The organism is Paenibacillus taichungensis (assembly GCF_050994985.1).
Lineage (GTDB): Bacteria > Bacillota > Bacilli > Paenibacillales > Paenibacillaceae > Paenibacillus > Paenibacillus taichungensis.
Map to the genome: position 1 here is coordinate 1,174,792 of NZ_CP194720.1, position 14,335 is coordinate 1,189,126.

Annotated in this window: 9 protein-coding genes; 8 read left to right on the top strand and 1 reads right to left on the bottom strand. The window is 47.9% G+C overall.

Annotated features, from left to right (window positions below):
• Positions 1 to 112: 112 nt before the first annotated feature.
• On the top strand, positions 113 to 1,309 hold the full coding sequence (locus ACR1R9_RS05350; protein WP_433956421.1) for a DUF6080 domain-containing protein: 1,197 nt from the start codon (positions 113 to 115) through the stop codon (positions 1,307 to 1,309).
• Between the two features lie 153 nt (positions 1,310 to 1,462).
• Here ACR1R9_RS05350 and ACR1R9_RS05355 read toward each other — a convergent pair whose 3' ends face one another.
• Positions 1,463 to 4,138 (bottom strand): YhgE/Pip family protein, encoded by a 2,676-nt coding sequence (locus ACR1R9_RS05355; protein WP_433921568.1) that lies wholly within the window; start codon positions 4,136 to 4,138, stop codon positions 1,463 to 1,465.
• Positions 4,139 to 4,929: 791 nt separating this feature from the next.
• On the opposite strand from ACR1R9_RS05355, the gene pyrR reads away from it, so the two are divergent.
• The 7 genes from pyrR to pyrE all read left to right on the top strand — a co-directional run bounded on the left by pyrR (position 4,930) and on the right by pyrE (position 14,094).
• The gene (pyrR, locus tag ACR1R9_RS05360; RefSeq protein ID WP_076288144.1) at positions 4,930 to 5,493 is read left to right on the top strand and encodes a bifunctional pyr operon transcriptional regulator/uracil phosphoribosyltransferase PyrR; all 564 of its coding nucleotides are present in this window, start codon (positions 4,930 to 4,932) and stop codon (positions 5,491 to 5,493) included.
• Complete coding sequence (locus ACR1R9_RS05365; RefSeq protein ID WP_094939311.1) at positions 5,493 to 6,404, top strand: aspartate carbamoyltransferase catalytic subunit; 912 nt, start codon at positions 5,493 to 5,495, stop codon at positions 6,402 to 6,404. The genes pyrR and ACR1R9_RS05365 overlap by 1 nt, the downstream gene beginning before the upstream one ends.
• Positions 6,405 to 6,530: 126 nt before the next feature.
• Positions 6,531 to 7,835: a dihydroorotase gene (locus ACR1R9_RS05370; protein WP_163755290.1), complete on the top strand. Its 1,305-nt coding sequence runs from the start codon at positions 6,531 to 6,533 to the stop codon at positions 7,833 to 7,835.
• A gap of 406 nt (positions 7,836 to 8,241) precedes the next feature.
• Positions 8,242 to 9,384 (top strand): glutamine-hydrolyzing carbamoyl-phosphate synthase small subunit, encoded by a 1,143-nt coding sequence (carA, locus tag ACR1R9_RS05375; protein ID WP_053784194.1) that lies wholly within the window; start codon positions 8,242 to 8,244, stop codon positions 9,382 to 9,384.
• Between the two features lies 1 nt (position 9,385).
• Entirely contained in the window at positions 9,386 to 12,604 is a 3,219-nt protein-coding gene (carB, locus tag ACR1R9_RS05380) for a carbamoyl-phosphate synthase large subunit (RefSeq protein ID WP_076288147.1), read from the top strand.
• A gap of 111 nt (positions 12,605 to 12,715) precedes the next feature.
• Entirely contained in the window at positions 12,716 to 13,456 is a 741-nt protein-coding gene (gene pyrF, locus ACR1R9_RS05385) for an orotidine-5'-phosphate decarboxylase (protein WP_433921567.1), read from the top strand.
• A complete protein-coding gene (gene pyrE, locus ACR1R9_RS05390) occupies positions 13,453 to 14,094 on the top strand; it encodes an orotate phosphoribosyltransferase (RefSeq protein WP_062326374.1) in 642 nt (213 codons plus the stop codon). Before pyrF ends, pyrE begins: the two co-directional genes overlap by 4 nt.
• Positions 14,095 to 14,335: the final 241 nt, after the last annotated feature.

Here is a 14,335-nt window from a genome sequence, read left to right on the forward strand (position 1 = left end):
TGAACGCATGAAATTTTTGGACTTCATATTTTATAATCGCAGGACCAATTGGACGGCATTTTGCCTGTTTGCGGGTTTTGCTCTTTTTTACGCTCTCATGAATGGGCCTTACGTGACATACATAGCGAATCATGCCGAGCTGCTTGGCTCATACACGCCATTTAGTACGACGCAGTTTCCACTTAATTTATTTAACTTCGATCCTTCCATGTATTATGGAGATAACAGTTCTTCGGTGATTCATCCGTTAATTTCATTTCTAGCAGTCGCGCTTGAAGCAGGTGCTCAACTGTTGGGCGGAAATTGGTTCTTTCTTGTCCTGCAGTCCCTTGTGAATGCAGGTTCGGTTGTGCTGGTATTTCTGTTTTTGAATCAAAAAGATAAACAAATCACCACACCGTTACTTTTCGCAGTACTGTTCGGTTTCAGCTCCTATCTGATGTTTACCGCGTTGATTCCGGATTCGTATCCGTACGTACAGTTTGTTATCCTGTTCTCTGTGCTGTATATGCAGTACAACCGTGAACGCAAAGATGTCCGTTACATCCCGAATGCGCTGCTGGCATCCATCAACTTTGGACTGACATCGACGAACATTGTACCGCTTGCGGCCGCCATGTTTTTTAATTTACGTACGTGGCGTAACAAATCTGTTTGGAAAAAGTATATCGGGATTATGGCACTGGCTGTTGCCTTCATTGTCGTATTGACTGGGATACAGTACATCGTGTTTGGCGGTCGCAGTTGGGTCAGCAATTGGTTGCTTGGTATTCAAAATGGGGGAACAAGCTATGCCACTCCATTTCAGTTCGCAGTTCATTGGAAGGCTCTAAGCCTGCTAACAATTAATCCGATGCTGTCACCGAAAGTGCATTTGCTGGACCCGGGCATGGTCGCGTTTGTAACGGATCTATCCCGTTCTAATCCGATCTATGTTCAGCTTACGGGAACTTTTATTCTGCTGCTGGCGCTCACGGGGTTTATTAAAGGGATCCGTGAACGGGAAGTGTGGACTCTTGTGCCATACATTCTGTTTGCATTTTTACTTCATATCGTTGTTGGTTTTGGGCTTGCGGTATTTCAATACGATATGTACCTGTATGCAGGGCACTATCTGTTTGCGTTTTTCCTCCTCGGTGGGGGCTTCGTCATCGGTCTCCGTCCGGGGCTGGGTAAAAAAGTGCTAATAGGCTTGATCATGTTATGTATTCTCGTCACCGCAGGGAACAACATCTATCGGCATGTAGAAACATTAACAACCATTAAGCAGTCCTATGATCAGTTGGAACAGGAACGTACAGTGGAATAATCAGAGGTTTTAATTATCTATATAATGAGACAAGGCCATTGGACTGTAGATCCAATGGCCTTGTCTTGTTTGGCATGATTCATTCGATATGTGCTGTTGGTTTCAAACAAAAGACCCACTGCGTTCATTACGCAGAGGGTCTCTGGGACGCTTTTAAGCAATGATTTTGGTCTTCTTGGCATTCTCGGCTGAACGTTTAGTGAGACTGCTGAGTGGACGTTTCAAAGCGAGTGCAATGATGAGACTCAGCGCGATAAACATGCATAACCACAGAATATCCTTAATGGCAGTCGACCACAGGATGCCGCCGACCGACTCACGTAGCAGGCTGATCGCATACGTGAAGGGCATGAACGGATTCAATGCCTGGAAAAAGGGCGATGTCATACTGATCGGAAACGTCCCACCGGAGCTTGAGAACTGGAACACCATGAAGATGATCGCGATCCCTTTTCCGATATTCCCAAAAACGGACAGCAAGGTGTACGTTATGGTGACAAATACGGCACTCACCAGCATGGCAAATAGGACAAACCACAGTTTATCTGCGACATAGGTGCCGAGGATCAAGATATCTCCCAGGCTGACACAGATCGCCTGAAGCAATCCAATCGTCAGAAAAGTGGCAAGACGTCCAAGATACAACTCGTATCCCCGGAACTTGCCTTCTGGATTCTCAGCTTCGGCACGAAGCAGGGAAATCAGCAGCGTTGAGCCGACCCACAAGGACAGCACGCCATAAAATGGTGACATGGCTGATCCGTAATTCGGAATCGGGTAAAGCTGCTGTTCCTTGATTTGCACCGGACTTGCTAGGAAAGCACTTTCTTCTTCAATGTCGCCGCGCAAAAGCTTGGCGAGCTCGGCAAACTGGTTATTGCCTTCGACTTCTCTAAGTTTGTCTGCTGCCTTGCTGATGGCACTTTCCAATGCAGGCAGATCATCACGTACCAGCGTGGCAACACGATGTACTCCTTGTTCGACCTCCGGAAGCTGATTTTGTACAAAATCGGATGCCTTGCTTATCTGTTTCTCAGCATTGGGCAGATCGTTCCGAACAAAATCAGCCGCTTCATTCAGCTTGGTCCCCAGCTTGGGCAGATCGTTTCGTATTAATGAAGACACTGTGTTCAAAGCTTGGATAAAGCCTTCACTTTTATTTGCGAGCGTCTCCGATATCTCATGAATCTTAGATTGTATTTGGGGCAGTTCGGTCTGGATTTTTGTCAATTCAGTCTGCCCAAACGTAATGCCTTCTTTGGCTGATGCAAGAATGTCCGCAATATCCGGAATTCGATCTCTTGCTCCCTGTAGTGTATCTGCTGAAGTGGAAAGGATAGACCTCAGCTTATCCGCACCAGCCGCAAGAGCCGGCGATATTTCGCTCTCGTAGGTGTTCATGAAATTGCTAATGCCGCTGCTAATCTCCTTGGAGAGAGCATTTAACTGGGCGATGACGTCTGCGGGTGGAGTTGTATTGCGACGCAGAGCATCACTGATAATCCCAGCCAGGCGGATTTGCAACTGAAGTTTATCTGAAATGGTGTTCAGCTGCGTAATTTTATTAGCAAGTGGATGGCTTGGAAGCAAGTTGTCGATTTTGCCCAGTAGTTCTGCCATACTGTCGACGAGTTTTACCGCAATCCCCAAGCGGGCAGCGATCCGGTCCAGATCTTCTGCTGTCGGCAGTTTAGTAAGATCCGTATTCTGCAATTGCCCAAATACGTCTGACGCAGCGTTTGCGATTTGTTGCACCAACAGCAGGTTTTGCCGGATTGCCGGGCCTATGGTCTGAAATGCTTCTTCACTGGAATCCACAAACCGATTCAAGCCTTCGGCCAGCTCAATCCCGCTACCAGCGATTTGGGATACTTTGTCCAGATCTTGCTCTGCGGCGGTTACGATAGAGAGAGCCTTATCGGTTTTATCCAGGGCCGTTTGGATGACACCAGATACCTGACCAAAGTTCGCATCCACTTCTTGAATACGTTCTACGGCTTTTTGAATATCGGGAATCCGCCCCTGAATAGCCAACACCTCGGATGCCGCATCATTAATTTGAGGCCAATACTCCTGCACCTTGAGCACATATTGTGCAGCATCATTGATTTCGGGTAGTTTTTTTTCGATTTCGACGATCTTTTGAGCATCTTTTACGATACCAGGCATGGCTTTTTCTACTTCCAGTACCTTTTGACCTGCAGCTTGTATATCCGGAAGATTTTTCTCCAGCGTGAATATGCCATTCTCCATCTTGCGCAAAGTTGGAAGCTGGGCATTAATCTCAACTCCGGCTTCCTTCAATTTGGTTAGAACAGCCTGACTGACGGCTTCCGTGAAATTTTCATTGATTTGTGTTGTAATCGCAGATACACCAGAGCCTGTGATTTTTGGAGCGATGGCATTAACCTTCTCGTTAACGGTATAGATTACCTCTGGGCGCTCCAGCTTCCCGTCAACGATACCTGTAATTTTGGTTGAAAAGTCCCCAGGAATGAGCAGGCTTGCATAATACTCTCCTGTTTGTACACCACGATCAGCCTCAGCCTGGTCCACAAAAGTCCATCCCAGCTTTTCGTTCTGTTTCAGGCTGGACACCAATTCGTCTCCAATATTGACGTTAGTTCCTGCAACAGTTGCACCCTTGTCCTCGGTTGTCACCGCAATTTTAATTCCTTGGGTGTTACTGTACGGGTCCCATACGGACTTCACGTTGACCCAGTCATACACCCCGGGTAGTAAAATAATAGCCACAATTAGAAAAATACCTGTGGGAACCTTCAAAATATGCAACCAGTCTGTTTTGTAAACTTGCCAAATGTGACGCATAACTTCCTCCTAAATGTAAATAAATGTAGGTCTTATCTTATTTCTATGTCGCGTATTTGTAAATCCTTATGTATATCGGCTTTATTGAAGCATCAATGAATTGTTTCATGTTTATAAACTTTACCCATTTCACTGGGGACTAATGCAGAGCCTTCATGTATTCCGTGTTTCTTGACGTTGAACTCTAAAATTAGAAGAGATGGATCATATTGAAAATGCCTTCAGAACTTAAAATAGTTATGACTAAACTCATTGCATGTTCCAAAGGGGGAGAGCTTTGTCTCAACTTGGATTATAGACAGAGGATTATTTTGGTTGTAAGGTCCTCTGCAATTTCCTATGGATAAATATACAGAATTATTGTATAATTATGAATAACGAATGAAATGTGATGTGTTTGGATGTTTTTCAGCCGAACTGCTGATTCTAGTTCTAAAGGGAATACAGTAGTGGAATTTCGCCTGTGATGTTGAGGTGTTGACAGAGGGTTGTCTTTCTGTCATAATTCATGAAGACAAACGGACATATTGAGTATAGAACCCTGTGAGGTCCTTCAATATGAACGACATGAATAGCACCTTTAAATCAGTCCCGTGAGACTGGCAAGGTAACGTGAACGATACATCGTTTTTTTGCTGCGGCAAATGAAGCGATGCATCCCGAGAGTAAACTTTCTTCAGAGCGGTCTGAAGTTCGGAGACTCCTTGCCAATAAACACGGCAAGGAGTCTTTTTTGTTCTCCTCGTCACGGGGCCATGATCTGAAAGGTAAATCCTGAGGAGGCTGAACGCATGAGCACAGAGACACATGTCATTATGGATGAAACCGCGATCCGCCGCGCATTAACACGGATTGCCCATGAGGTTTTGGAAAAAAACAAAGGTATTGAGGGCTGTGTACTGATCGGAATTCGAACACGGGGTGTATACCTCGCAGAACGGATCGCCGCCAAGATTGAAGAAATCGAAGGTACACCGATCCCTTGGGGAGAACTCGATGTGACCCCTTATCGCGATGATCGCTTGGATGAGAATAAAGCGAATCGCAAGGAACTGTTGACGATGACACCTGAATCACTTTCAATTCATAACAAAAAAGTGATTTTGTTCGATGATGTGCTTTATACCGGACGGACGATTCGCGCAGCGATGGATGCCCTGATGGACTGTGGAAGACCACAGAACATTCAGCTGGCGGTTCTCGCAGATCGCGGACACCGGGAACTTCCGATACGACCTGATTTTATCGGCAAGAATGTGCCGACTTCCAAATCAGAGGAGATCGTGGTTGCGCTCATGGAAACGGACGGACAGGACGAAGTCAAGATCATTCAGAACCGGGGGGAACAAGCATGATGATTACACAACCAGCATTGAAGGACCGGAGCTTGCTTGGCCTCAAGGAACTTAGTCGTGATGAGATCGAATCCATTCTGAACAGAGCAGCACACTGGGAAGCGCAGAAGGAGAAACTGGTTCCTGTACTGGAATCCCACTTCGTAGCCAACATGTTCTTCGAGAACAGCACGCGTACTCGCTTCTCATTTGAGATGGCGGAAAAACGTCTGGGTGCACAAGTACTGAACTTCACGGCGGCTGCATCAAGCGTGGAGAAAGGTGAATCCATCTATGATACGGTACGCACACTGGAGTCCATGGGCATCGACGCAGGGGTGATCCGATTGAAACCTTCGGGGGTTCTGCAACAACTGGCTCAGAAAGTGAATGTTCCACTGGTGAACGCCGGAGATGGGAATAACGAGCATCCTACACAGGCGCTGCTGGATCTCTACACGATGCGGAAGGCTTTCGGTGAGCTGAAAGGTTTGCGTGTGTCAATTATCGGAGACATCCTACACAGCCGTGTAGCTCGCTCTAATCTGTGGGCACTGCAAAAGTTTGGTGCAGATGTGCGCTTCTGCGCACCGCAAACGATGCAGGCACCGGAGCTCGCAGAACACGCACCTTATGTAGGTCTGGAAGAAGCTCTCGATGCGGATGTAGTCATGATGCTCCGAGTTCAACTGGAACGTCATAAACATGGCTTGATTACTTCGGCTGAGGATTATCGCGAACACTATGGATTGACGGAAGAACGGGCGTCACGCCTGAAACCAAGCACAATCATTATGCACCCTGCTCCTGTGAACCGAAATGTCGAGGTGGATGACGCGGTAGTGGAGAGCGCAGCATCGCGGATCTTCCCGCAGATGGCAAACGGTGTTCCAATCCGCATGGCGGTCATGGAACGTGCGATGAAACTGTAACAGGGTCTGGCTGTGGGTCATAGGCTGACGGGACGGAAGTTCTTATAGAGCAATGTGAGGGTACACGATAAAGAAAATCATCCGGCTTTTCTGGCAAGTCGGACAGAACCGAAGCGGAGGGCAATTATGCTACAGATTATAAAGAACGCGAACATCTTGAATCAACAAGGGGAACTTGAACGGAAAACGATCATTATAGATGAAGGAAAAATTCAAAAGATCGCTGGAGTGGAAGACGAAGCGGTACTGAAAGCAGAGCAATCAGCGCATAGCGTAACCGATGCTTCAGGCAAACTGGTCATTCCCGGTTTGATTGATATGCATGTGCATCTGCGTGAGCCTGGATTCGAGCATAAAGAGACGATCGAGACGGGTGCCCGTTCGGCAGCACAAGGCGGTTTTACAACGATTGCATGTATGCCGAACACAAGACCGGTAACCGACAGCGCGGATGTCGTTAAGCTGGTTTTGGATAAAGCCAAAGAAGCCGACCTGGTAAAAGTACTGCCTTATGCAGCTATTACGAAGAACGAGCTTGGACGTGAGCTTACGGATTTCGCTGCATTGAAAGAAGCGGGTGCGATTGGATTCACGGATGATGGCGTTGGCGTACAAAACGCTCAAATGATGAAAGATGCTATGAGCCTTGCAGCAAGCATGGATATGCCAGTCATCGCTCACTGCGAAGACGACTCATTGGTTGTTGGCGGATATGTGACAGAAGGCGAGTTTTCGAAGCGTCACGGTATCAAAGGTATCCCAAATGAATCTGAGGCCATCCACGTAGGCCGTGATATCCTGCTTGCAGAAGCAACGGGAGTTCACTACCACGTCTGCCACGTAAGTACGGAGCAGTCGGTTCGCTTGATTCGCCTGGCGAAGTCCATCGGTATTAAAGTAACTGCTGAGGTATGTCCGCACCATCTGGTATTGTCTGATGAGGATATCCCAGGTATGGATGCCAACTGGAAGATGAACCCGCCCCTTCGCTCACCACGCGATGTGCAAGCTTGTATCGAAGGTTTGCTGGACGGAACGCTGGACATGATCGTTACCGATCACGCGCCGCATAGCGAAGAAGAAAAAGCAAAAGGCATGGAGCTGGCACCTTTCGGCATCGTCGGATTCGAAACAGCTTTCCCGCTGTTGTACACGAAGTTTGTGGAAACAGGGCTTTGGAGCCTAGACTTCCTCGTGAAACGCATGACAGCTGATCCGGCACGGGTATTCCGGCTGGATACTGGCAAACTGGAAGAGGGAGCACCTGCGGACATCACGATGATTGACCTGAACGAGGAAAAAGCGGTTGATCCTGCAACATTCGCAACCAAAGGAAGAAACACACCATTCACAGGCTGGAAGCTGAAAGGCTGGGCCACACAAACATGGGTGGACGGCAAAAGCGTGTGGAATAATACGGTACAACAGTAAAACGGCATCTTGCTGAACCGCTACATCAATTACATCATCAGGTTTTGAATAATTGATCAAACAACTAGTCTTCATAGCTTTAAATTAAAAATGTATAGACCAGTAACAACTTTACAACTAACTCGAGGCAGACCATGCCGAGAGTCAAACATACGAAACAAAGCAAAGTTGAATGTCATGATTTTGAACTTGGACAACAACGTAACTGCGGAGCTGACAGAAAAGACCCGAAGAAACGAAGTGCTCGCCTTTATCAACAGATTCAACCCTATGAGGTTTTAATTCAAATGAATCTGTTGATAACAGCGATCAAAGGGTTTTCTGCCCACGAAGCCGCACCAAACGTAACGTCTCCCAGTTCAACTCAAAGTATTCAACGTTGATAAACACAGAGGAGTGAAATGGGATGCAGGCACAGGCAAGATTATTGTTGGAAGACGGCACACTGTTCACCGGGAAAGCGTTCGGTGCTGAAGGTGAAACAACAGGTGAGGTCGTTTTTAATACGGGAATTACAGGCTATCAAGAGGTGCTTTCGGATCCTTCTTATTGCGGTCAAATCGTAACCATGACGTACCCACTGATTGGTAACTACGGCATTACGCGTGACGACTTCGAGTCGATTCGTCCGTTCGTACATGGTTTTGTGGTACGCCGTCATGAGCCGACACCAAGTAACTGGCGTGCGGAATACAGCGTAGACGATTTGCTTAAAGAGTATGGCATCGTTGGGATCAGCGAGATTGATACACGGATGCTGACTCGCCGGATTCGTCACCACGGCACAATGAAAGGAATTCTCACAACAGGATCGAAACCTGTGGAAGAGTTGCTGGAGATGATGGGAGACACCAGCATCGCTGAGCTGCGTAATCAGGTTCCTATGACTTCTACTCAACATGTTTACAACAGCCCGGGAACGGCTGAACGCATTGTATTGGTTGACTACGGTGCAAAAACAGGGATTTTGCGTGAACTCAGCAAACGTAACTGTGACGTTGTCGTAGTTCCGCATGATGTAACAGCGGACGAAATCCGCCGCATGAACCCGGATGGCATCCAGCTGTCCAACGGCCCTGGGGACCCGAAAGACGTTCCTCACGCGGTTAAAATGATCAGTGAACTGCTCGGCGAATATCCGATCTTCGGAATCTGCCTGGGTCACCAACTGTTCGCACTTGCGGCAGGAGCCGACACAGAGAAGCTCAAGTTTGGACACCGTGGCGGAAACCACCCGGTTAAAGAACTGGAGAGCGGACGTTGCTTCATCACATCTCAGAACCACGGTTACACTGTAAACGAAGAATCCGTGAAAAATACGGAGCTTGAAGTGACACATATCAACAATAACGATAAGACCATTGAAGGTCTAAAACATAAAACATTCCCGGCGTTTTCCGTTCAGTATCACCCGGAAGCAGCGCCAGGACCATATGATAACAGCTATCTGTTCGACCGCTTTATCGAGATGATTCGGGAACACAAGATTACTCACCCGCAACAGCCGCGTCAAGCCGTACTGGCAGCCGCAGTGAAAGGAGCACAATAACATGCCGATTAACAAAGATCTCAAAAAAATCCTGGTGATTGGTTCAGGTCCAATCGTCATCGGTCAAGCGGCCGAGTTCGACTATGCCGGTACACAAGCATGCCAGGCACTGAAAGAAGAAGGCGTGGAAGTTGTACTCATCAACAGCAACCCGGCTACGATCATGACGGATACCAACATGGCTGACAAAGTATACATCGAGCCAATCACACTGGATTTTGTAACGCAAATTATTCGTCAGGAACGTCCAGACGGTTTGCTGCCTACCCTTGGTGGTCAAACAGGTCTGAACATGGCTGTGGAACTGGCACGTGCCGGTGTGCTTGAACGTGAGAATGTTAAACTACTCGGAACTCAGCTCACTTCCATTGAGAAAGCGGAAGACCGTGACTTGTTCCGTGATCTGATGCGCGAGCTGGAACAGCCTGTACCTGAGAGTGTAATCGTAACTACACTTGAGGAATCACTTGATTTTGCGAATGAGATTGGTTATCCAATCATCGTCCGTCCAGCTTACACGCTTGGCGGAACAGGCGGCGGAATCTGTGCCAACGAAGAAGAACTGCGTGAGACAGTCGTAGCAGGTATTCGGTATAGCCCGATCGGTCAATGTCTGGTTGAGAAGAGCATCGCAGGCATGAAAGAAGTCGAGTATGAGGTTATGCGGGACAAAAACGATAACTGTATCGTGGTCTGCAACATGGAAAACTTTGACCCGGTAGGTGTTCATACAGGTGACAGTATCGTTGTGGCACCAAGCCAGACGTTGTCTGACCGTGAATATCAAATGCTGCGCTCAGCTTCCCTGAAAATTATCCGTGCCCTCAACATTGAAGGTGGATGTAACGTACAGTTTGCGCTTGATCCGCACAGCTTCCAATACTATGTTATCGAAGTTAACCCACGGGTAAGCCGTTCTTCGGCACTAGCTTCCAAAGCAACGGGATATCCAATTGCTAAGATGGCTGCCAAAATTGCAATGGGTTACACACTGGACGAAATCGTGAATCCGGTAACGGGCCAAACATATGCATGCTTTGAGCCAACACTGGACTATATCGTGAGCAAAATCCCACGCTGGCCGTTTGACAAGTTTATCTCAGCGAACCGCAAACTGGGTACACAGATGAAAGCGACAGGCGAAGTTATGGCGATTGGCCGTACATTCGAAGAGTCAATTCATAAAGCTGTTCGTTCCCTGGAAATCGGCGTACACCGTCTGTATCTGAAAGATGCCGAAACCCTTGATGAAGAAACGCTGAACGAGCGTCTGGTCAAAGCTGACGATGAGCGTATCTTCCTGATCGCTGAAGCATTCCGCAGAGGGTATACATTGCAACAGCTTCAAGATCTGACGAAGATTGACTGGTGGTTCCTGGATAAACTCGAAGGGCTGATCCGCTTCGAAGATCGCATTCGTGAGGAATCCGAATTGTCCTCCGAAACCTTGTATCAAGCGAAGCGTCTTGGTTTCACAGACCGTGCCATTGCTGAGCTGCGGGCTGAAGGTCAACCAGGAGGTACGCTAACGAAAGAAGCTGAAGTCAGAGCACGTCGTGAAGAGGAAAACCTTCGCCCAGTCTACAAAATGGTAGATACATGTGCAGCTGAATTTGAAGCAACAACGCCATATTACTACTCTACTTACGAAACTGAGAATGAAGTCATTCCTTCAGATAAGAAAAAAGTAGTTGTGCTTGGTTCCGGTCCAATCCGGATCGGTCAAGGGATTGAGTTTGACTACTCAACAGTACACGCAGTATGGGCTCTGCAAAAAGCAGGCTATGAAGCAGTTATCATCAATAACAACCCGGAGACCGTGTCTACGGACTTTAATACATCAGATCGCTTGTACTTTGAACCCCTGTTCTTCGAAGATGTAATGAACGTAATCGAACAGGAACAGCCTGTAGGTGTTATCGTACAGTTTGGTGGCCAAACGGCAATCAACCTGGCAGCACCACTGCGTGCCGCTGGTGTAACGATTCTCGGAACAGATCTGGAAAACATTGATGAGGCAGAGGATCGCAAGAAGTTCGAGCGTTTGCTCTCACGTCTGGAAATTGCACAACCAAAAGGGAAAACAGTCATTTCGGTAGATGATGCGGTTGAAACGGCTCAAAGTCTGGGCTACCCGGTACTGGTTCGTCCTTCCTATGTACTCGGCGGTCGTGCGATGGAGATTGTGTACTCCGATGCAGAATTGCTGACATATATGGAGCAGGCGGTTAAAATCAATCCGGAGCATCCGGTCCTGATCGACCGTTACATGATGGGTAAAGAGGTTGAGGTTGACGCGATCTGTGATGGTGAAACGGTACTGATTCCGGGGATCATGGAGCATATCGAGCGCGCAGGGGTTCACTCCGGCGACTCCATCGCGGTTTATCCGCCACAGCACCTGTCCCAGGATCTCAAAGAGAAAATTGTAGAGATTACAATCAAGATTGCAAAAGAACTGAAAACGATCGGTTTGGTTAACATCCAGTTTGTTATCCATAAGGGTGAAGTGTACATCATCGAGGTGAACCCGCGTTCATCCCGTACAGTACCTTTCCTGAGCAAAGTAACCAACATTCCGATGGCGAACTTGGCAACACAAGCCATTCTGGGCGTGAAGCTAAAAGACCTCGGATATGTGGACGGTCTGTGGCCTGAATCGGATCATGTTTCCGTAAAAGTTCCGGTCTTCTCCTTCGCGAAGCTGCGTCGTGTGGAACCAACGCTTGGACCTGAGATGAAATCCACAGGTGAGGTTATGGGTCGTGACCCGAATTACGCTAAAGCGTTGTTCAAAGGTCTCATCGGTGCAGGCATGAAGATCCCAGCTACCGGAGCAATCGTGGTAACGGTAGCCGACAAAGACAAAGAGGAAGCTGTTCCACTGCTTGAAGGTTTCTATAGACTGGGATACAAAATCATGGCTACCGGAGGTACGGCAGCTGCGCTTGAAGCAGCGAACATTCCGGTGACGACGGTAAATAAATTAAGTGAAGGTTCGCCGAACATTCTCGATATGATTCGCAGCGGCGAAGCAAACTTTGTGTTCAACACGCTGACCAAAGGCAAAACCCCGCAGCGTGACGGATTCCGTATTCGTCGTGAGGCGGTAGAGAACGGCATTGTATGTATGACTTCACTGGATACGATCCGTGCCCTGTTGATCATGCTGCAAACGATCAACTTCTCCTCTGAGGCTATGCCAGCTCTTGTACAATAAATAAGACGATTTGTCACTGATCAAGGACATCAGTCAGCCTTCGGGCTGGCGGGATGTCCTTTATATCGGGCAAAAACGGAAAAATCAAGCTTTTGGAAGGAGCGCTGGAATATGAATCACCCGAATTTCAACGAAATGGCTGGCCGTCTGATGGTGGCACTCGATTATCCCGGAGTAGAGCAAGCACAGGAATTGGTACAAGCTTTAGAAGGCATTCCCTGCTATCTGAAGGTGGGCATGCAGCTCTTTTACGCCGCTGGCCCGGACTTCATTCGCGAGCTGAAGTCGAAGGGGTACTCGGTATTCCTTGATGTGAAGATGCATGATATTCCCAACACGGTTCGTGGGGGTGCTGAAAGTATCACCCGTCTGGGAGTGGATATGTTCAATGTACATGCAGCTGGAGGTACAAGCATGATGCGTGCTGCCCGTGAAGGTGCAGAGGCGGCTCTGGCTGCTGATCCTTCTCTTCGCAGACCTGAGATTATTGCGGTTACCCAGCTGACCAGTACCAGTCAGGAAACGATGAATACCGAGATCGGCATCCAGGGCAGCGTTGAGGCAGCAGTAGTCCGTTATGCAGGACTGGCCCATGAGGCAGGTCTCGATGGCGTCGTTGCTTCCCCGCTGGAAGTACCGGCGATCCGCGCAGCCTGTGGCAGTGATTTTCACACGGTCACACCAGGCATTCGTCCAGCGGGAAGTGGCCTCGGAGACCAGACTCGTGTCCTGACGCCAGGTGAAGCCATTGCCAGAGGCAGCCATTACATTGTTGTAGGCAGACCAATTACGGGCGCTCCCAATCCGCGTGAAGCGGCAGAAACCATTTTGAAGGAGATGTTGAACGCATGATCGAACTTACTGAAATTCCTAACCATATTGCTTCCCAACTGTTGAAAATTAAAGCGGTAGCGCTGCGGCCGCAGCAGCCATTCACCTGGACATCCGGCATCAAATCACCAATCTATTGTGATAACCGTCTAACGATGTCTTATCCCGAGATTCGTAACGACATCGCTGAAGCTTTTGCTGCGATCATTCGTGATCAATACCCCGATGCAGAAGTCATCGCAGGTACTGCAACTGCGGGTATCCCACATGCTGCATGGGTGGCGCAAAAGCTGAATCTACCGATGGCTTACATTCGTGATAAAGCCAAAGGACATGGCAAAGAGAACCTGATTGAAGGTCTGATCACTGAGGGGCAGAAGGTTGTTGTCATTGAAGACCTGATCTCGACAGGTGGCAGTTCAATCAAGGCTGCTGAAGCAGTACGTGTAGCTGGGGCGACTCCACTGGCAGTACTGGCGATTTTCAGCTATCAGCTGGACAAAGGCATTAAGGCTTTTGAAGAAGCGGGAATTCCGCTGCAAACTCTGTCCAATTACACAGCTCTGATGGATGTAGCTTTGGCTGAGGGTACAATTCAGGAAAGTGATTTTGAACTGCTCAAATCCTGGCGTGAAGATCCTTCTTCATTTGGTAAATAATATCATTCACACCGGATTGAAAGGTTTGCTTGTGAACGGTATCAAAATTGTAATGATTGCCGCCATAGAGGCAAATTCATCGAATATTCAAGAGGCATCCCGCTCGTTGGGGTGCTTTTTTCGTTTGTTCATCAAAATATTAACTTTTTCACGGGAACGTTGTAAAAAGCTTGTAACTTTTAGTTGTGATCCGTCGTTTATAATGCAGTGTAGTATGGAATAGATTTCTATTTTTAGTGTC